This window comes from Zoogloea sp. (assembly GCF_028689785.1).
In the GTDB taxonomy this organism is placed as follows: domain Bacteria; phylum Pseudomonadota; class Gammaproteobacteria; order Burkholderiales; family Rhodocyclaceae; genus Zoogloea.
In genome coordinates, this window is the sequence record NZ_JAQVCN010000001.1 from 30,907 (window position 1) to 49,515 (window position 18,609).

The 18,609-nt window shown below is 65.7% G+C and carries 17 protein-coding genes; 6 read left to right on the top strand and 11 right to left on the bottom strand.

All coding sequences use genetic code 11. From position 1 onward, the window contains the following. Window positions 1-36 precede the first annotated feature (36 nt). Genes PHI64_RS00165 through PHI64_RS00175 form a run of 3 tightly spaced genes read right to left on the bottom strand, consistent with a single transcriptional unit; the run spans window position 37 to window position 4,258 of the window. Window positions 37-1,104 carry a lipocalin-like domain-containing protein gene (locus PHI64_RS00165; RefSeq protein ID WP_299876736.1) on the bottom strand — a complete coding sequence of 356 codons (1,068 nt, stop codon included), beginning with the start codon at window positions 1,102-1,104 and terminating at the stop codon, window positions 37-39. Next, a complete protein-coding gene (locus tag PHI64_RS00170) occupies window positions 1,104-3,563 on the bottom strand; it encodes an ABC transporter permease (protein WP_299876739.1) in 2,460 nt (819 codons plus the stop codon). Before PHI64_RS00170 ends, PHI64_RS00165 begins: the two co-directional genes overlap by 1 nt. A gap of 41 nt (window positions 3,564-3,604) precedes the next feature. Next, a complete protein-coding gene (locus PHI64_RS00175; RefSeq protein ID WP_299876742.1) occupies window positions 3,605-4,258 on the bottom strand; it encodes an ABC transporter ATP-binding protein in 654 nt (217 codons plus the stop codon). Between the two features lie 65 nt (window positions 4,259-4,323). Between PHI64_RS00175 and hpnC the strand changes: the two genes are divergently transcribed. The 3 genes from hpnC to hpnE are packed head-to-tail and all read left to right on the top strand — an operon-like array spanning window position 4,324 to window position 7,309. Then, entirely contained in the window at window positions 4,324-5,145 is an 822-nt protein-coding gene (gene hpnC, locus PHI64_RS00180) for a squalene synthase HpnC (RefSeq protein WP_299876745.1), read from the top strand. Between the two features lie 5 nt (window positions 5,146-5,150). Beyond that, window positions 5,151-5,987, top strand: coding sequence for a presqualene diphosphate synthase HpnD (gene hpnD / locus PHI64_RS00185; RefSeq protein WP_299876748.1), 837 nt, complete (start codon window positions 5,151-5,153; stop codon window positions 5,985-5,987). Beyond that, a complete protein-coding gene (gene hpnE / locus PHI64_RS00190; RefSeq protein ID WP_299876751.1) occupies window positions 5,984-7,309 on the top strand; it encodes a hydroxysqualene dehydroxylase HpnE in 1,326 nt (441 codons plus the stop codon). Before hpnD ends, hpnE begins: the two co-directional genes overlap by 4 nt. A 108-nt stretch (window positions 7,310-7,417) precedes the next feature. On the opposite strand, the gene PHI64_RS00195 is transcribed toward hpnE, so the two are convergent. Together PHI64_RS00195 and guaB are read right to left on the bottom strand one after the other, a co-directional pair. Continuing rightward, complete coding sequence (locus PHI64_RS00195) at window positions 7,418-8,137, bottom strand: ABC transporter ATP-binding protein (protein ID WP_299876754.1); 720 nt, start codon at window positions 8,135-8,137, stop codon at window positions 7,418-7,420. A gap of 149 nt (window positions 8,138-8,286) precedes the next feature. Beyond that, window positions 8,287-9,747: an IMP dehydrogenase gene (gene guaB / locus PHI64_RS00200; protein WP_299876757.1), complete on the bottom strand. Its 1,461-nt coding sequence runs from the start codon at window positions 9,745-9,747 to the stop codon at window positions 8,287-8,289. Between the two features lie 81 nt (window positions 9,748-9,828). Between guaB and PHI64_RS00205 the strand changes: the two genes are divergently transcribed. Next, window positions 9,829-10,308, top strand: a complete 480-nt coding sequence (locus tag PHI64_RS00205) for a DUF4124 domain-containing protein (protein ID WP_299876760.1) — start codon at window positions 9,829-9,831, stop codon at window positions 10,306-10,308. A gap of 25 nt (window positions 10,309-10,333) precedes the next feature. Here the strand turns inward: PHI64_RS00205 and PHI64_RS00210 are convergent, their stop codons facing one another. After that, window positions 10,334-10,660 carry an RnfH family protein gene (locus PHI64_RS00210; protein ID WP_299876763.1) on the bottom strand — a complete coding sequence of 109 codons (327 nt, stop codon included), beginning with the start codon at window positions 10,658-10,660 and terminating at the stop codon, window positions 10,334-10,336. Window position 10,661: 1 nt separating this feature from the next. Next, a complete protein-coding gene (locus tag PHI64_RS00215) occupies window positions 10,662-11,099 on the bottom strand; it encodes a type II toxin-antitoxin system RatA family toxin (RefSeq protein ID WP_299876766.1) in 438 nt (145 codons plus the stop codon). 67 nt (window positions 11,100-11,166) lie between these two features. Here PHI64_RS00215 and smpB point away from each other — a divergent pair, with 67 nt between their 5' ends. Continuing rightward, window positions 11,167-11,613 (top strand): SsrA-binding protein SmpB, encoded by a 447-nt coding sequence (smpB, locus tag PHI64_RS00220; RefSeq protein WP_299877295.1) that lies wholly within the window; start codon window positions 11,167-11,169, stop codon window positions 11,611-11,613. 10 nt (window positions 11,614-11,623) lie between these two features. On the opposite strand, the gene PHI64_RS00225 is transcribed toward smpB, so the two are convergent. From PHI64_RS00225 to PHI64_RS00235, 3 genes are all read right to left on the bottom strand, one after another. Further along, a complete protein-coding gene (locus PHI64_RS00225; RefSeq protein ID WP_299876768.1) occupies window positions 11,624-12,547 on the bottom strand; it encodes a hypothetical protein in 924 nt (307 codons plus the stop codon). Between the two features lie 125 nt (window positions 12,548-12,672). Next, window positions 12,673-12,984, bottom strand: coding sequence for a 4a-hydroxytetrahydrobiopterin dehydratase (locus PHI64_RS00230; RefSeq protein ID WP_299876771.1), 312 nt, complete (start codon window positions 12,982-12,984; stop codon window positions 12,673-12,675). 16 nt (window positions 12,985-13,000) lie between these two features. Beyond that, window positions 13,001-16,621 carry a DUF748 domain-containing protein gene (locus PHI64_RS00235; protein WP_299876773.1) on the bottom strand — a complete coding sequence of 1,207 codons (3,621 nt, stop codon included), beginning with the start codon at window positions 16,619-16,621 and terminating at the stop codon, window positions 13,001-13,003. Between the two features lie 169 nt (window positions 16,622-16,790). Here PHI64_RS00235 and PHI64_RS00240 point away from each other — a divergent pair, with 169 nt between their 5' ends. Continuing rightward, complete coding sequence (locus PHI64_RS00240) at window positions 16,791-18,014, top strand: NAD(P)/FAD-dependent oxidoreductase (RefSeq protein ID WP_299876776.1); 1,224 nt, start codon at window positions 16,791-16,793, stop codon at window positions 18,012-18,014. Between the two features lie 52 nt (window positions 18,015-18,066). On the opposite strand, the gene ppa is transcribed toward PHI64_RS00240, so the two are convergent. Further along, complete coding sequence (gene ppa, locus PHI64_RS00245; RefSeq protein ID WP_296563386.1) at window positions 18,067-18,594, bottom strand: inorganic diphosphatase; 528 nt, start codon at window positions 18,592-18,594, stop codon at window positions 18,067-18,069. Window positions 18,595-18,609: the final 15 nt, after the last annotated feature.

The following is an 18,609-nucleotide window of genomic DNA, read 5'->3' on the forward strand; positions in this document are numbered from 1 at the left end:
TGCTTGAGACGCCCGGGCAGCAATCGCACCTCCGCCCTACCCCACCCGAATCCTCTTCCCATACCCCGTCATCTCCAGATACCCCCGCCCCACCTCGCGCCCGCCTTCCAGTGCCCGCACCGCTCCTTCCCAGTAGATCGCGCCGGTGGAGCGTCGGCTGTCCAGTTCCTGGTCATCGATCAGTGGCAGCAGTTCCAGCTGACGCCCGCCCACCTGCACCCGCCAGGCCACAGGCCAGTCGATGCCCGAGCGGGGCGAGTGCCATTGGCGCAGAGGGGTGAAGTGCACGGCCTCGGGTGGCAGTACCTGCCCGATCTGGCCGGCGGGGCGGATGGTGGCGGCGGACCACAGGGCCTTGCCGGCGATGTCGCGCAGGCGGAAGGCCATCAGTCCGCTGCCGTCGTCCAGGTTGAGGCCGATCCAGTCCCAGCCCTGAGCACCTTCGGGCAGCAGTTCACTCGACCATTCGTGATCCAGCCAGGCCAGGCCGGTGACCGGCCGGGCGACTCCGTTCAGGGACAACTGGCCGCTCACCCTTAGCTGGGGGCGGCTGTAGTAATAGCTTGCGTGGCGGGGGTCAGCGGCCTTGCGGCTGAAGCCGGCCTGCCCTTGCAGCAGCGGCGGGCCGTCGGGTCGCAGGTCGAGCTGATAGGCAAAATCTGCGCCCTGGACGCGGGCGTGATAGCCCTTGGGGCCAAGCTCGAAGCGCCAGTCGCCCAGCCAGACGCGGGTGGTGCCGGTGTCGAAGCCGGCGTGGCCCGGGCCGACGCGGGCCGAGCGTTCGTCGTGGCGCAAGCGGCCAAGGCGTGGGTCGGCGATCGCAGCATGGGCGAGGATCAATTGGCGTGGGGCGAAGGCGCTGGGGTTGCCTTCACCCAGGCCGGTGCGTACCCGGAAGAAGGTGACCTGAAAGCCGAGTGGGCTGCCGTCGGGCTGCTTCAGCCAGCCGGTGGCGTACCACCATTCGGTGCGGAAATCCGGATGGGCGCCATGATCGGCCGGGAAGGCCAGGCGGCGCCCCGGCAGCACGGGAGCAAACCCGGTGGCGCTGCCGGGTACGGCAGCCATGCCTGCCAGGGCGAGCAGAAAGCGGCGACGCTGCATCACCAGTCCTCCCGCACAGCCAGCACGGCGCTCTGCCCCATGGCCTGTCGGCCGGCCAGCACGGCCGCCACGGCGGCCAGGGCCACCAGCCCGGTGCCGAAGAGCAGCAGGGACAGCCAGGGCACGTGCAGGTCCATGCTCCAGTGAAAGCTCTGGCGATTGACCACCTCAATCAGCACCAGGCCGATGGCCCCGCCAACCAGCATGCCACCGAGCACGCCCACACCTGCGGCGAGGGCACCTTCCCGGGCCAGCATGGCGCCGATCTGGCGACGGGTCAGGCCCAGGTGGCGGAGCATGCCGAACTCCCGCCGCCGCGCTGCGGCCAGGGCGGCGAAGCTGGCCGCCACGCCGGCGAGGCCGATGGCCACCGCCACGGCTTCGAGCAAGTAGGTGACGGCGAAGGTACGGTCGAAGATGCGCAGGCTGATGGCCCGGATCTCCCCGGGCCGGGCGATCTCCAGCGCGCCGGGGCCGGCAAGGCTGGCCAGCGCATCGGCAACATCGTCCGCCCGGGCACCGGGGACCAGATGCACGGCTCCATCGTTGGCCAGCCTGTCCCCGGTGAGCCGCCGGTAATCATCCAGATCGATCATCACAGCACCGGTCTGGCGCGCGTAATCACGCCATACACCAGCCACCACCACCGGAATGCTGCGGCCGGCCAAGGGCAGGCTCACCTGCTGGCCCGGATTCCAGCGCTGGATATCCTGCAACGCTTCGGATATCCAGATGCGCGGCAGCGTGCCCGCTGCACTGGCTCCCGCCACCAGGGGCAGATCGCTGCCATCGGCCGCCACCGGGCGGGCGATCATGGCCACCGGCGGCTGGCCCGGGGTAAGGCGCAGCGTGTCGTGGCGGATGAAATCCACCCGATCCACGCCGGGCAGCGCGGCAATGCGGGCCTGCAGGGCTTCGTCCAGATGCCCGCTACCGCTGGCCCGGCCGGCACGCACGTAGAGATCGGCGGGGAGGATCTGGCCCAGCCACTGGTCCACCGAGTCTCGGAAGGAGGCCACCATGATGGCCATGGCCACTGCCAGGGCCACGCTGGTCAGCACCCCGGCGGCGGCCACCACCGCGTGCCCGGGCGCGGCCGACAGGCGGGCGGCGGCCAGGCGCGCAGACACCGGGCCACCGCTCGGCAGCAGGCGCGCCAGACTGGCAGCCAGTACCGGCAGCAACAACACGCCGCCCGCCAGCAGGCAGGCCACGGCCAGGTAGCCCCCGAGCGGCAGACCTTCCCATGGCGGAATCAGGCAGGCCGGCAGGCTCGCCGCCAACACGCTCAGCCCGAGGCTCGGATGGCCGACCCCACCGCCTATACTGGCCTCATCCCCAGCCTTCAAGGCCCGAGCCGGCGACACGGTGGCCGCCTCCCGTGCCGGCATCCAGGCACCTGCCAGACCGGCGAGCCCCCCCAACACCACATACAGCGCGCTAACCCCTGGCTGAAACTGCAACTGCGGGCTGAGGCCCGAAAAATAGCCGGCCCCCAGATCGCCGCCCAGCAGCGCCAGCGCCCCCCAGGCCAAGGCATGCCCCAGGGCCACGCCAAGCACGCCCCCCAACAGCCCAACCACCGCCCCCTCGGCCAGCAGCCAGCCGAACAGGGTGCGCCGGGCCAGGCCCACTGCGCGCAAAAAGGCAAACTCGGTACGCCGCCGCACCACCGACAGGGCCTGGGCCGAGAACACCAGGAAGCCCCCGGTGAGCAGGGCGATGGCGGCCAGCAGGGTCAGATTGACCCGATAGGCTCTGGACAGATTGGCGGCCTCATCTTCGGCTGACTTAGGCTGCGTCACCACCACGCCGGCCGGCAGCCGGGCCTGGAGAGCGGCGCGGGCGGCGTCGGGCGCCACGCCATCGCGCAGGCGCAGGTCGATGCGGCTCAGGCGCCCCAGGCGCCCGAAGTGCCACTGGGCGCCAGCGATATCCATCACCGCCAGGCGGCGACCGTCATCCAGCCCGGGCAGATCGCCGACCACCCGCAGGGCCAGCCGGTCAGCACCAGCCTGGAGTTGCAGCACCTCCCCCGCCTTGACGCCCAGCGCCTTGCGCGCACCCTCGGAGAGGAACAGGGCGTCGTCGGCCAGGGCCCCAAAGCGCTCACCCTCGCGCTCGCCCTCGTCCGCCGCCCTGGGCAAAAGCCGGGGTGTGACCCGGGCCAGGGAGAACAGATCCACCCCCTGAATGTTCAGACTCTCCTCCCGCCCGGCCAGGCGAGCGTCGATCTCCACCACCGGGCTGGCGTCGGCCACCTCTGGCGCTGCGGCCAGCATCGGGTAAAGCGCTTCATCGAAACCTCCACGCGGGCCGAGCACCTGCAGATCGGCCTGCCCAGCCAAAGTGCGCAAGCCGCGGCCGAACTCGCTCAGGGCGGCCTCATGCACCGCCTGCACGGCCATGCCCAAGGCCACGCCCAGTACGATGGCGGCAAGGGAAAACAGAGTGGCCATACGGCGCCGAACCAACGAACCGAGAAAGACCGGTGCCAGCCTCATCCGCACAGGCCTTCCGGCGTCAGGCGCAGCACCCGGTCGGAGGTAGCCGCTGCTTCAAGGGAGTGGGTGACCAGGATGCCGATGGCGCCCGCCTCGCGGATGCGCGTGGCGAGCAGGCGCAACACCTTGTCGCCGTTGGCCGGGTCCAGGTTGCCGGTAGGCTCGTCGGCCAGCACCAGACGCGGCCGATGCACCAGCGCCCGGGCGATGGCGACGCGCTGCATCTCGCCACCCGAGAGCTCCCGCGGCCAGCTGTCGACCCGCTCCGCCAGGCCCACGGCGTCGAGCAGTTGCCGGGCCGGCACTGCCGCTGCGGCCGCATCCTGCCCTTGCAACCACAAAGGCAGGGCCACATTCTGGCCGACCGTCAGGTGGGGTAATACGTGGAAGGCCTGGAACACGAAGCCCAGCTTGTCCCGGCGCAAGCGGGTCAGGGCATCCTCGTCACGACGGCCATACTCTTCCCCGTCCAGGCACAGACGGCCGCCATCGGGCCTGTCCAGGCCGGCCACCAGATTGAGCAGGGTGGACTTGCCCACCCCCGACTCCCCGACGATGGCCACGTATTCGCCGGGTTGAAGCTGCAGGGACACCTCCCGGAGCACAGCGCGGCCATTGAAATGGCGAGACAGCTTTTCGATTTCGAGCATGGCGTATCAGAGGGTGGCGGGAACGGTCGGTTCCGTTACGTGCGCAGGGTATACTCCGCGCGCCCATGCCCGTCGACCACTACGAGAACTTCCCGGTTGCCTCCTTTCTGCTGCCCGCGCACCTGCGCGAGCCGGTCGAGGCCATCTACGCCTTCGCCCGCAGCGCCGACGACGTCGCCGATGAGGGTGATGCCCTGCCGGTGATGCGCCTGGCGCGCCTCAACGACTACCGCCGGGCCCTGCTGGCCATCGAGCAGCAGCGCCCTTTCGACGACCCCACCCTGGTGCCGATCTTCGAGCGCCTGGGGCGCAACATGCGCGCTTTCAAGCTGCCGGCCGGCCTGTTCCGCGATCTACTCGACGCCTTCAGCCAGGACGTGGGCAAGACCCGCTACGCCGATTTTGCCGAGCTCTGCGACTACTGCCGCCGCTCCGCCAACCCGGTGGGCCGGCTGATGCTGTGCCTGTACAAGGCCGACACCCCCGACAACCTGGCCATGTCCGACCGCATCTGCACCAGCCTGCAACTTATCAACTTCTGGCAGGACGTGGCCGTGGATTGGCAAAAGCAACGCATCTACCTGCCCCTGGCCGACATGGAGCGCTTCGGCGTTACCGAAGCTTGCATCGCCAGCGGCCAGGTGACCCACAACTTCTCCGCCCTGATGGACTTCCAGATCCAGCGTGCCCGCCAGATGATGCACGCGGGCGCCCCCCTCGCCCGGCGCCTGCCCGGGCGCATCGGCTGGGAGCTGCGCCTGGTGGTGCAGGGCGGACTCGCCATACTCGACAGGATCGAAGCCAACGGCTATGACGTCTTCGCACGCCGGCCGAAGCTTGGCAAGACAGACTGGCTGCGCCTTGCCTGGCGCGCCGCCACCCGGTGACCCCCATGAGCGACCCCCACGCCTACTGCCAGGAAAAAGCTGCCAGCAGCGGCTCCAGCTTCTACTACAGCTTCATGTTCCTGCCGCCTGAGAGGCGCCAGGCCATCACGGCCCTGTACGCTTTCTGCCGCGAGGTGGACGACGTGGTCGATGAATGCCACGACATGCAGATCGCCCAGACCAAGCTCGACTGGTGGCGCCACCAAGTGGCGCAAATCTTCGACGGCGAGCCCCAGCACCCGGTGGGCCAGGCCCTCAAGGACGTGGGCAAGCGCTTCAACCTGCCCCGGGAGCAGTTGCTGGAGATCATCGACGGCATGCAGATGGACCTGCAGCAGACCCGCTATCTGGACTGGAAGGCCCTGCACCTCTACTGCTACCGGGTGGCCAGCGTGGTGGGCCTGCTGTCGGCCGAGATCTTCGGCTACACCAACCGCCAAACCCTCAAATACGCCCACGACCTGGGCCTGGCCTTCCAGCTCACCAACATCATCCGCGATGTGGGCGAGGACGCCCGGCGCGGCCGCATCTACCTGCCCATCGACGAGCTGCAGCGCTTCAACGTGCCGGCGCGGCAGATCCTCGACGGTCAGCATTCCGACGCCTTCCGGGAGCTGATGCAGTTTCAGGCTCAGCGGGCGCGCCAGTTCTATGACCAGGCCTTTGCCCAGCTGCCCGCCGAAGACCGCAAGGCCCAGCGCCCGGGTCTGATCATGGCCTCCATCTACCGCAGCCTGCTCGACGAAATCGAGGCCGACGGCTTCCTGGTACTCGACCGGCGTACCTCCCTCACCCCGCTGCGCAAGATCTGGCTGGCCGGCACCACCTGGTTCAAGGGATGAGCACAAGCCCTCAGGTGGCCGTCATCGGCGGCGGCTACGCCGGCTTCGCCGCCGCCGTCACCCTCGCCCGGGGCGGAGCCCGGGTCAGCCTGTTTGAATCCTCCCGTACCCTGGGCGGCCGCGCCCGGGTGGTCGAGAAGCTCGACTACGGTCTTGACAACGGCCAGCACATCCTGCTGGGCGCCTACGAAGAAACCCTGCGCATGCTGCGCCTGGTGGGCGTACGCCCCAACGTGCTGGAAACCCGGCGCCTGGCCTTGGTCTATCCCGGCCTGTGCGAACTGCGCGCCGCCGCCCTGCCCGCCCCGCTTCACCTGGCCCTCGGCCTGCTGCGGGCCAAGGGCCTGAGCTGGGCCGACAAACGCGCCATGGCCCGCCTGATGAGCCAGCTCAAGCGCCAGGCCTACCGGGTCGAGCCTGACCAGCCGGTGTCCGAGCTGCTGGCCGAGAGCGGCCAGACCGACACCCTCACCCGCCTGATCTGGGCGCCCCTGTGCGTGGCAGCCCTCAACACCCCGGTGGATCAGGCATCGGCCCAGGTCTTCGCCAACGTTCTGAAAGACAGCCTGGCAGCCGCAGCCTCGGCCTCCGACCTGCTGATTCCGCGGGTCGATCTCTCCGAGCTGTTTCCGGTGCCGGCGTCGCGCTGGCTGGCCATGCGCGGCCATCAGGTCCGAAGCGCCGAACCCATCAAGGCCATTGAGGCCCACGAGGGCGGCTACCGGCTGGACGGTGACCCCTGGTCCACCCGCTACGACCAGGTCATCATCGCCACCGCGCCCTATCACGTCGCCCCGCTGGTGGCAGGCCTGCCGGCCATGGCGCCAGTGGTAGCCTGCATCGACGCCCTGCGCCATGAGCCCATCGTCACCAGCTGGCTGGCCTTTGAAGGGCCGGTGAAGTTTCCCGAGCCGATGATCGGTCTGGACGGCGGCTATGGGCAGTGGGCCTTCGACCGGGCAGCCCTGGGCGGCCCGGAAGGCTTGGTGGGAGTGGTGATCAGCGCCCGGGGGGCGCATCAGGAGATCAGCCGCGAAGCGCTTGAAATGGCGCTGGTGGCCGAACTGCAGCAGGCCCTCGGCCCCCTGCCGGCGCTCAGGTGGTCAAAGACCATCACCGAAAAGCGCGCCACCTTTGCATGCACGCCGGGCCTGCAGCGGCCCGCAGCCACCACGCCAGAGCCCGGCATCTGGCTGGCCGGGGACTACGTAGACTCCCCCTACCCGGCCACCATCGAAGCCGCCATACGCAGCGGCGTCGGCACGGCCCGAAGCATCCTCAAGCGCTACGGGCTAAAGGAAGGCTCGCTGCTGATGGGCTGAGACCCGGGCAGATCCTTGATTGAAGTCCGAGGTCGAATTCACTCGACCTCCCCGGCTCAAGGCATCGGCATACTCTTGACGGGGCTGCCGTCATGCCCTTCCCTGCTTTCACCCTTCCACCAGGCGCCCTCCGGCCAGACGCAGCGTCCGGCCGCAGCGGGCAGCCAGGGCGTTGTCATGGGTAACAAGCACCAACGTCGTGCCGGCTTCTGCGTTGAGGGAGAACATCAATTCGATCACCGCATCGCCAGTGGCCACGTCCAAATTGCCGGTGGGTTCATCGGCCAGCACCAGGGCCGGCTGGGGCGCGAAGGCCCGAGCCACGGCCACGCGTTGCTGCTCGCCACCCGACAGCTGGCGCGGGTAGTGCCCCAGGCGCGCGCCCAGCCCGACCCTACCGAGCCACAATTCGGCCTCCTTGCGTGCATCGCCGCGGCCGGCCAACTCCAGAGGCAACATCACGTTCTCGAGCGCGGTCAGCGCCGGAAGCAGCTGGAAGGACTGGAAGACGAAGCCGACGCAGGCACCACGCAGGGCAGCCCGTCCGTCTTCATCAAGGGCAAACAGGTTCTGGCCACGGATCGTCACGCTACCGCCACTGGGTTCATCCAGCCCAGCCAGAAGGCCGAGCAGCGTGGACTTGCCTGAGCCGGAGGCACCGACAATGGCCACTGCCTCACCCGCCAGGATGCGAAAGGACACGTCGTCGAGGATATGCAGGGTGTTGCCGTCATCGGCGGCAACGGCGCGGGAGAGGCCGCTTACCTCGACCACCGGCGCAAGGGCCGCGGCAGCGGAGGTGGAGTCTTGGGAGGTTCGGGTCAGCATGGTGATGTGGAGTGTGCCCAAGGCAATAGGTTCAGCAAAACGCTGCATTCCCCAACATGATGCCCTTCGCCAACAACTGGCGAAGGGCGCCAGAAAGCACAAAGGGCAGCCCTCGGGCTACCCTTTGCCTGCCACGAGACCAGGAAGCCTCAATCCACGTGGTAGTTCGGCGCTTCCTTGGTGATCTGCACGTCGTGGACGTGGGATTCACGGATGCCGGCGGAGGTGATCTCGACGAACTCGGCGCGGGAGCGCATTTCGTCGATGGTGGCACAGCCCACATAGCCCATGGAGGCACGCAGGCCGCCCATCAGTTGATGGATCACCGCCGTCACCGCGCCCTTGTAGGGCACCCGGCCTTCGATGCCTTCCGGCACCAGCTTGTCCACGTTGCCGTCGTTCTCCTGGAAGTAGCGATCAGCCGCACCCTGCTGCATCGCACCCAGGGAACCCATGCCCCGGTAGGACTTGTAGGAGCGGCCTTGAAACAGCACGGTCTCGCCCGGCGCCTCTTCGGTGCCGGCAAACAGGCCGCCCAGCATGACCACGTTGGCCCCTGCGGCGATGGCCTTGGAGATGTCACCGGAGTAGCGGATGCCACCGTCGGCGATCAGCGGAACGCCCGAACCGGCCAGCGCCGTGGCGACGTTGTCAACCGCGGTGATCTGGGGCACGCCGACACCGGCGACGATGCGGGTGGTGCAGATCGAACCTGGGCCGATACCCACCTTGACGCCATCGGCGCCGGCTTCGACCAGCGCCAATGCAGCAGCGGCAGTGGCGATGTTGCCGCCGATGACCTCGACCTGCGGAAAGTTCTTCTTGACCCAATTGACCCGGTCGAGCACGCCTTGGGAGTGACCGTGGGCGGTATCGACGACGATCACGTCCACCCCGGCTTCGGCCAGCAGCTCGGCGCGCTCTTCGGTGCCAGCACCCACGCCGATGGCGGCCCCCACTCGCAGGCGGCCGTGGCCATCCTTGGCGGCGAGCGGGTGCTCGGTGGACTTCATCATGTCCTTGACGGTGATGAGACCGGCCAGTTCGCCAGCATCATTCAGGACCAGCACGCGTTCGAGGCGGTGCTTGTGCATCAGGGCACGGGCGTCGTCGAGGCTGGTGCCTTCCTTGACGGTCACGAGGCGCGCCTGGGGCGTCATGATGGCGGACACGGGCTGGTCGAGATTGGTCTCGAAACGTGTGTCGCGGTTGGTGACGATGCCGATGACCTTGCCATTATCGACCACCGGCAGGCCGGAGATCTTGTGGCTGCGGGTCAGGGTCAGCACTTCGCGGACCGTCATGGTCGGCGGAATGGTGATCGGATCCTTGAGGATGCCCGATTCGAAGCGCTTTACCTTGGCCACTTCGGCGGCCTGCTGATGCGCGGTAAGGTTCTTATGAACGATACCGATCCCGCCTTCCTGGGCGAGAGCAATGGCAAGACGCGCTTCGGTGACGGTGTCCATGGCTGCGGACACCAGCGGAATATTCAGGGTAATGTTGCGCGTGAGTTTCGTCTGGAGGCTGACGTCGCGCGGGAGAACGCTCGAATGGGCGGGGACAAGAAGGACGTCATCAAACGTCAGCGCCTTCTGAATCACTCGCATAGCTTTAATCCCTTGAATCAAATCCGTATTATACGTAGCTTGCCGCTTACCGGCAAAAGCTTTGTCCTGACGGAGTCCCCAATGTTCCACAAACTGCTTTCCATGCTGCTGCTTTGCGCGGCTACCTCGGCTGCTGCACAGAGCATTTACAGCTGGAAGGATGCCAGCGGCCGTGTTCACTACTCCGACACGCCCCCTGCCGAAGGCAACAAGACGCGCACAATCCGTCAGGCGCCCCTGGCGCCGACGGCCCCTGCTGCCCAAAGCGCTCCGGGCCTTCCCCGCCCCATAGTCGGCGAGACCTACGCCGAGAAGGAGCAGGCCTTCCGCAAGCGCCGGGCCGAAGCCGCCGAAGCCGAAGAGAAGGCTCGCAAGGATCAGATCGAGAACGAGCGCAAGCAGAAGGAATGCGCCGACCTGCGGAGATACCTGGCCGGGGTGAGCAACGGGCAGCGCATGGGCCGTTACAACGATGCCGGTGAAGTCATCATGATGAGTGACGAAGAACGCGCCGCCGAAGCGGACCACACCCGCGCCACCCTGGAAAAGAACTGCAACTAAGGCCGCCCGACGCGACTGCCGGGCTTCAGGCAGCGTCTTCCGCTGGCCCCCCCCCCTTCTTCATCACCTTTCCCTCTTCAGCGCGCTTGCGCCGCACCTCTTTCGGGTCGGCGATCAGCGGCCGGTAGATCTCGACCCGGTCCTTGTCCCGCAGCACGGCATCAGGCTTAACCAGCTTGGCGAAGATACCGAGCTTGTTGCTCTTGACGAGATCGATCTCTGGGTGCTTCTGGAGCAGGCCCGACGCCTCGATGGCCCGTTGCACCGTACAGCCCTCAGGCAGGCGCAGATGCACGATTTCCTGGCGATCGCGTAGGGCGTAGCAGACATCCACGTTGATCGAATCGCTCATTTCAGCTCCTGGTGTAGATCTGCCCGGCACGCTTGACGAAGGAATCGACAAAGGTGTTGGCAATGTGGCTGAACACTGGACCGACCGCCTTCTCGATGAGACGGCTGGAGAACTCGTAATGCAGGTTGAATTCGACCTTGCAGGCAGCGTCACCCAGGGGGGTGAAATCCCAGCTACCGTCCAGGTGGGTGAAGGGCCCATCGGTCAGGCGGATGTGCATGTGCCTGGGGTAGTCCTTGTCGTTCTCGGTACTGAAGTGGGATTTGATGCCGTGGTAGTTGATGTGAAGCGTGGCCTTGGTGACTTTTTCGTCGCGGGCATGCACCTCGCTCCCGCCGCACCAGGGCAGAAACTTGGGGTAATCCTCACAACGATCCACCAGATCGAACATCTGGGCCGGCGTGAACTCGATCAGGACAATTTTCTTGACGGCTGCCATCGGGGCGCGGGCGGACTACCGAGCTGTTAAAATGCGCGATTTTACGCGTCCGTTCAAGCCTACGCCAATGAGCATCATCGACAACCGCAAGGCCTTCCACGATTACTTCATCGAGGACAAGTACGAAGCCGGCCTCGTACTGGAGGGATGGGAGGTCAAAGCCATTCGCGCTGGGCGCGCCAACATCAAGGAAAGCTACGTGGTAATCCGTGGCGCCGAGATCGTCATCGTGGGCATGCACATCACGCCGCTGGAATCAGCCTCAACCCACATCCACCCCGATCCGACCCGCACCCGCAAGCTGCTGCTCCATGCAGAAGAGATTGCCAAGCTGATCGGCAAGGTTGAGCGCGCGGGCTACGCGCTGGTCCCCCTCGACCTGCACTACACCAAGGGGCGGGTGAAGGCCACCGTGGGCCTGGCCAAGGGTAAAAAGCAGTTCGACAAGCGCGAGACCGAAAAGGAACGTGACTGGGCTCGCGAAAAGGCGCGTCTGGTACGCGCCAAGGTCTAGCTGACAGGGCCTATCCGGTCTCGCCGAGGGCCCACTCCACATCGAGCCGCTCCAATGCGTCGGCGGGCTGACGGGTCGCCGCCTCAGCAAAGATCTGATGGGCCCGCCCTTGGTACAAGTTGCCAAAGGCCAGTGCCGTAGACCGCGCATACTCGGCCAGCACCACCGGCGACTGGGGATGCAGGGCCCGGGCGGCCTCGAAATGCTCGGTAACCGCCTCCCGGCGCGCACCGTAGGTAAAGGCCGCCATCATCGCCCCCACCTTGTCGATGACCTCGGCGTGATACACCCCGAGCCCGACATGGGCATCCGCATACCCGGGCTCGAGATCGATTGCCTTCTGCAGGCTTTCCCGAACCTTTCCGCCCAGCCCCTGAGCCAGCGCGCGAACCACCGAGATGTTCTGGCTGAATCGCCCGAGCGCCAGTCCGTGCACATACCATGCGCTGGCCCAGTTGGGTGCCAGTTGCACCAGTGCAGAACAGGACTCCACCACATCACGCAGAATGACCACGCGCCGAGCCTCGCTCTCTTCGAGATGTGAGGCATAGACCGCTGCGGCACGAGCCGAGACAACCAGCCCCACTGGCCCGGCAGCCAGCCCGTGATCCACCGCATCGGCAAAATCGCCGGCGTGATAGGCCCGCCAAGCGTCTTCCAGCAACGGAATGACGACCTCCGGCGCAGCCACACTGCGTGCCAGAGCCGGATTGGCCTGCAACAACGCATCCAGGCTGTCGAGTGAGGGATAGGGCTCCCGGTCGCCGCGATGCAAGCGGGACCAATTGCTCTGGAGCGCCGTCCCCCCGTAACGGTAGATCCGATCACCATAGGGAAAACGCTTCCAGGTGCGCCGGTCTTCCGCCTGCTTCTCCCCCGACGATTCGGCGCGCCCGCGCGATCGCTTCAGGGCTCCACTCCAGTCAAATGCCATATTTATCAGCTGTATTCTCCCTTGGGCTGTCTGGACTCTTCTTGCCGGCCCAGACACCATGAACGCCGAAATCGCTGAAAACTACAGATCCGGTGACCGAAGGTTAGCACCCTCGGCAAAGACAATCATGCCGCACTGCCACATAGGGCGGCAGCGGCATCCATGAAGCCGGCAAGCTGGATGTCGAGGGCGCTTAGACCACCGGCATCATGGGTACTCAGGACGACCTCGACCCGCCCATACACGTTGAACCATTCCGGATGATGGTCGAGCTTTTCGGCCATCAGGGCAACGCGGCTCATCCAGCCAAAGGCCGTGTTGAAGTCGGCGAAGCGATAGATCTTGCGGATGGCATCCCGATCAGGGTGTGCCTGCCAGCCCGCAAGCGTAGCCAGCGCCGCCTGGCGTGCAGCGGCATCGAGTTTCTCCACTCTCATGTGCGGCTCCTGATAATCAGCGCAGGGAAAAATCGACCCGGCTGCCCCGGGCCTTGGGCTGCTTTCCGTCATCGCCACTGCGCGGGGCGAGGAGGAAGACACGCTCGGCCGGCACCTTGCCCTGCTCCACCAACCAGCTCTTGACCACCTGAGCCCGCTGCTGGGCGAGCAGGCGCAGCTCGTCGTCACCGACCGGGATGCTGGCAAGGATCAGCTTTTCCATCTCCGCAACGGGCAGCTCCTTGGCCAGGCCAATCATATTGCGGGGCTTGGGGAACTTCTCGGTGGCATAGACCCTGCCAAGCAGCACGGGGTACTCGGCTGGGGTAATCGACACCCGCCCGCCTTCCTCCACCGCTTCTCCCTTCTTCGCCATTTCCTTTACCTTCAGGGCTTCAACCCTACCGAGCAACAAGGCCCGCTTAAACCCATCCGGATCATTCAGCGTGTCCACCCGCCCGGCAATGTCGAGCTTGAGGCCAGGCTTCTCTGTCATGGCACGCGAGATGGCCTTCAGCTTGGCCTCTGCCGATTCCGGCAGCCGGGCGAACCCGGGGTCGAAATCCACCCACGCCAACTCCTCGCTATCGCCACCGAACATCGAACCAAGCAGGGCGAATGGTGAGGTAATGGCCTTCCCAATCAGATTGACGATCACTTTGAAAACAAGGCCACCAACGCTGAACTCGGGGTCATCCAGAGACCCGCCCACCGGCAGCTTGAGGTCGATCTCCCCTCGACTGTTTTTTAGCAGGGACACCGCCAGAAGCACGGGCAGCTTGAGCGCATTCGGACTGTCCACATGCTCGCCGAAGGTGAGCTGATCCAGGAAGATCTCATTCGTCGCGGTGAGCTTGCGATCCTCCACCTTGTAATTGAGTTCAGCGGACAGCTTGCCCTTCTCAATGCCATAACCCACATACTTGGCCGCATAAGTGGAAACCCCGGAGAGTTCGAAACCCTTCACCGAAGCGTGGATATCAAGGGCCTTGTCCTGGCGGAAGGGGTTAAGCTTGCCCACCACTTCCACCGGCGCAGCGTCATCCACCCTGCCTCGCAGATCCAGCTCGGCGATGGTGCCCGGATCGGACGAGAGCCCCCTGAGCTGCCCGCCCATACCCGTCAGGTTGGCATCGTAGTTGGGGCGGATGAAGCGGTCGCTGTAGGCGATGTTGCCCCCTTGCAGACTGATGCGCTTGATCAGGATGAGCGGCAGCGACTGGGCTGGTGCGGTGGCCTCGGTCGCGGCTTTCAGCTCTGCCACCTCCTTCTTCTCGGCGGCCTGCTGGGCGGTGATCTCGCGAATGTTCAGCCCACCCTGGGCGTCCAGGATCAGGCGCGTGTAGAAATCACTCAGGGCGATCTCGTCGATGCTCACCGCCAGGGGCGAGAGACGGATATCCATGCCGCCGAAATACAGCGACTTCCACTTCAGGAAATCCGCTGCATTGAGCTTGTCCACCGAGGCGAAGTTGCCGATCGTGAGGGCACCCTTGAAGCCCCCCTTCACCCCCCCCGCCGCCGACAACTCGAAGGCCAGCCGCCCCCGAGAAGTCACATTGCCACGGGTGATCGCAATCTTGACCCGCTCGGTCACATAGGGCTGGAGCATGGCAAGATCCACGGCCTTCAGATCCAGATCCAGGCTGCCGGCCAGAGGCGCCAGCCCCAAGGTGCCTGCAACACCAATCTGACCACGCTTGTTCACCGCAGCCTGGAGGTTCAGCTTTGCCTTGCCCCCCTTTGCCGTGGACAAACCCTCCACCTTCAGACTCAGGGGCTCGACATTGAGCACCACAGCCGGGGCCAGGGTCTGGTCTTCCAGCCTAACGCCCCAATCATCAAGGGCTACACGTTTGACATCCACCTGCCAGTCTTTGGCCGGGGCGCCTCCGCCGCCCGCCGCTGCCGCCGGCCTCCGCTTCGCCGCCATTGCCTTACCGCCGGAAGCGCTCTCACCGGCAAGGTGCTGAATGTTCAACATCCCGTCCTTGCCCCGCACGAGACCGAGCCGCGTCGCCCTGCCCACGACCTCGCCAACCGTCACCTTGCGGCCAGCCAGGTCGACGTCCGCATCCCGCAGCTCCAACAGGCCGACGCGGGCCAGAGGCTGCTTTTCGCTCTTGAGGCGTACCCCAAGGTCGTTGAGCTTCATAGACTCGGCCTTCAGCCCCATCCTGGGCTCACCCCCGGCCAGGGACACTTCGTAGGTCAGCCGGGCATCGACCTTGCCCGACAGCAGCTCGGTCTGCTTCAACACAGCGTCAAGATAGGGTTTCAGGGCCGGCACATCGATGCCGGAGACGAGCAGCGCGCCACTCGCCTTCAACGGCTCGATGGCGAGGCTGCCCTTGTGCTCGAAGGTCTCCGCCGACTCGGTGGCAAAACCGAAATCCAGGGCCGCCGGCTCACTGCCCGGCAGGCGCAGCTGACGCAGCGAGACGTGCAGATCCTGCAGGGTCTTGTGGTAGGGGCCGGCGGGCAGATCATCGGTGACATGGACACGCCCGTCGGCGAGCCTGAACTCGGCCAGGGACAGGACAAATGGCTTGGGCTTGGGCGGGGCCTGTGGCGCGGGAGCGCCCTGCTGGTCGGGCAGGCTGGGCCCGGAGCCCAGCTTCGGCACCAGGGCGAGCAGACTCAGCTGGCCATCCCGGCTGCGGCTCACGCTGACTTCTGGCTTGTCGATGGACACGCTGCCGAGGGCCAGCTCACCGCCCAGGGGAGCAAACTTGTCGACCTCCACACGCACCGCTTTCAGCTTGATGGCGGGGCCGCCATCCGCGTGCTGGACCTCCACCCCATCCAGGCCCAGCGTGCCCTTCACGCTCAGATCAGGCGTACCGCCGGGGGGCTGGGTGAAGCGCAGCTCCAGATCGGAGGAAAAAAGCGCACCGGGCAGGCGGAAAGTCTTCTCGCCAGGAATGTAATCCACGTAGCGGGTCAGGTCGAAACGGTCAATGCGCAGATTGACCAGCGATTCGCGGTTGGGAGAAAACGGCAGGGCCTTGCCACGCAATTCGAAGGGCGCCTCATCCACCTTCAGAGCCAGCAGGGGTTCGACAACGGTGGTGACGTGGGACGGCATGTTGGAGACAAAGGGCAGGCCGAGCGCCAGCTCGGTCAAGGCATGCTTGCTGCCTTCTGGCCTGTCGTCAAAATCGATTCGTCCCTTTTCGATACGGATGTTGTTGACGGCAAAATGGCTGGAAGCTCCATCGTCCGGCTTGCTGAGGATCTCGTCGATCACATCCGACCAGTTAAAGCGCCGGCCTTCCAGGCGAACCACGCTGACCACCGGCTCGACGAGCTTCAGCTCCTCAACCACCACCCCGCCCCGGAACAGAGACTCCAGCCCAAGGTTGACGTAAAGCGACGTGAAGCTGAGCGCTGTCGCATCACCGTTCCGCTCCTGCATGCGAAAGCCGCGAACCTCGGCCGACAGGGCGTAGGGATTGATGGAAACCCCCTCGATGCTCACCGGCCGGTGCAGCAGATCGGACAAGGTGCTTTGGGCCACTGACTTGACCAAGGGCGGCGCAATCAGAAAGCCTGCAACACCAATCACCGCAAAAACACCTGCACCCCACAGTGCCCACTTGGCCGATCGACCGGCTACGCGCACTTTCTGTCCCATCTCGTCGTATCCCTATTTCTCCGCGCCAGTCGCGGGGGCGAGCATTCCTGCATCCCGGAAGCCTAGCAGGGGAAGACTGTGCTGAAAATGATGTTCTGCGCGGTGTTTGCCGGAACGCAAGCCGCGGTCTATCCTCCGGGCCCGTCCCCGCGCCCTCCACCCTACCGCCATGAACAACCCCTACAGAATTTCCCACTACGACGTGATCGTGATCGGCGCCGGAGCTGCGGGCATGATGTGTGCCGCTGGGGCTGGCAAGCGCGGACGTCGGGTGCTGATCCTGGACCACGCCAACAAGCTTGCCGAAAAGATCCGCATCTCCGGCGGAGGGCGGTGCAATTTCACCAATCTTGACGTGGGTATAGCCAACTACCTGTCCCGCAACCCCCAGTTCTGTCGCTCGGCCCTGGCCCGCTACACCCCGGCGCACTTCATCGGGCTGGTGGACCATCACGGCATTGCCTGGCACGAACGTGAGCATGGCCAGCTCTTTTGCGACGACTCGGCCCAGGACATCATCGACATGCTGCGCGCCGAATGCGAAGACGGCCAGGTGAGCTGGGCCATGCCCTGCACGCTCCAGTCGGTCGCCCCCGGCAGCACGCCGGACGCACGCTTCGTTCTCGAGACCAGCCACGGACAACTCACCTGCGCCAGCCTGGTGGTCGCCACTGGCGGCCTGTCCATCCCCAAGATCGGCGCCACTCCCTTGGGCTACAAGATCGCCGAGCAGTTCGGGCTCGCCATCATTCCCCCCAAGCCGGCCCTGGTGCCCCTGACCCTGCCGCCCGAGGAGCTCGCCATCTACAAGGAGCTATCAGGCATGGCCTTCGATGCGGTCGCCGAATGTGGTGCCGGGCGCTTCCGTGAGAACCTGCTGTTCACCCACCGCGGCCTGTCGGGGCCAGTGATCCTGCAGGCCTCGTCCTACTGGCAGGCGCGGGACTACGGGGAGGCCGACGGTGGCAGCCAGGTCACGGTCAATCTCTTTCCTGCCGAGAACGTCCGCGACTGGCTGGGGGAGCGCGCCCGCAGCAAGAGCCTGCTGGCCAACCTGCTTACCGAACGCCTGCCCAAGCGCTTCGCCCAGGCCTGGTGCGACCAGCGGGGCTGGAACAAGCCCACCCACCAGTTCAACGCCCGGGAGCTGGATGCCATCGCCGCCGCCCTCTCAGGCTGGGCAATCACACCCAACGGCACCCTCGGCTACGCCAAGGCGGAGGTTACCCTGGGGGGGGTGGATACACGCACCCTGTCGTCAAAGACCATGGAGACCCGCGACGTGCCCGGCCTGTACTTTGTCGGAGAGGTAATGGATGTCACCGGCCATCTGGGCGGGTACAACTTCCAGTGGGCCTGGGCCTCGGGCCACGCCGCCGGGCTGGCAGCCTGAAAGTAAAAAGGCCCGCATGCAGCGGGCCTTCGCTTGCAACGGAAGCGCCAACTTACTTGGCTGCAGCAGCGATACCGTTCAGGATTTCCTGCTTGGCCTCTTCGACGGTGCCCCAGCCCAGAATCTTGACCCACTTGCCGGGTTCCAGATCCTTGTAGTGCTCGAAGAAGTGCACGGTCTGCTTCATCAGCAGTTCGGGCAGATCGTCGGTGGTCTGGACCTTGTCATACAGCGGGGTCAGCTTGGAGACAGGAACGGCCACGACCTTGGCGTCGACGCCGCCGTCATCTTCCATCTTCAGCACGCCGACGGGGCGGCAGCGGATGACCACGCCCGGAGCCAGCGGGAAGGGAGTGACGACCAGCACATCCACCGGATCGCCATCGCCGGCGATGGTGTGGGGCACATAGCCGTAGTTGATCGGGTAACGCATGGACGTACCCATGAAACGGTCAACAAAGATCGCGCCGCTATCCTTGTCCACTTCGAACTTGATCGGATCGCCCTGAGCGGAGATCTCGATGATCACGTTGATGTCGTTCGGAACGTCCTTGCCGGCCTTGACCTGATCGAAACCCATATCACTACCTCCCGT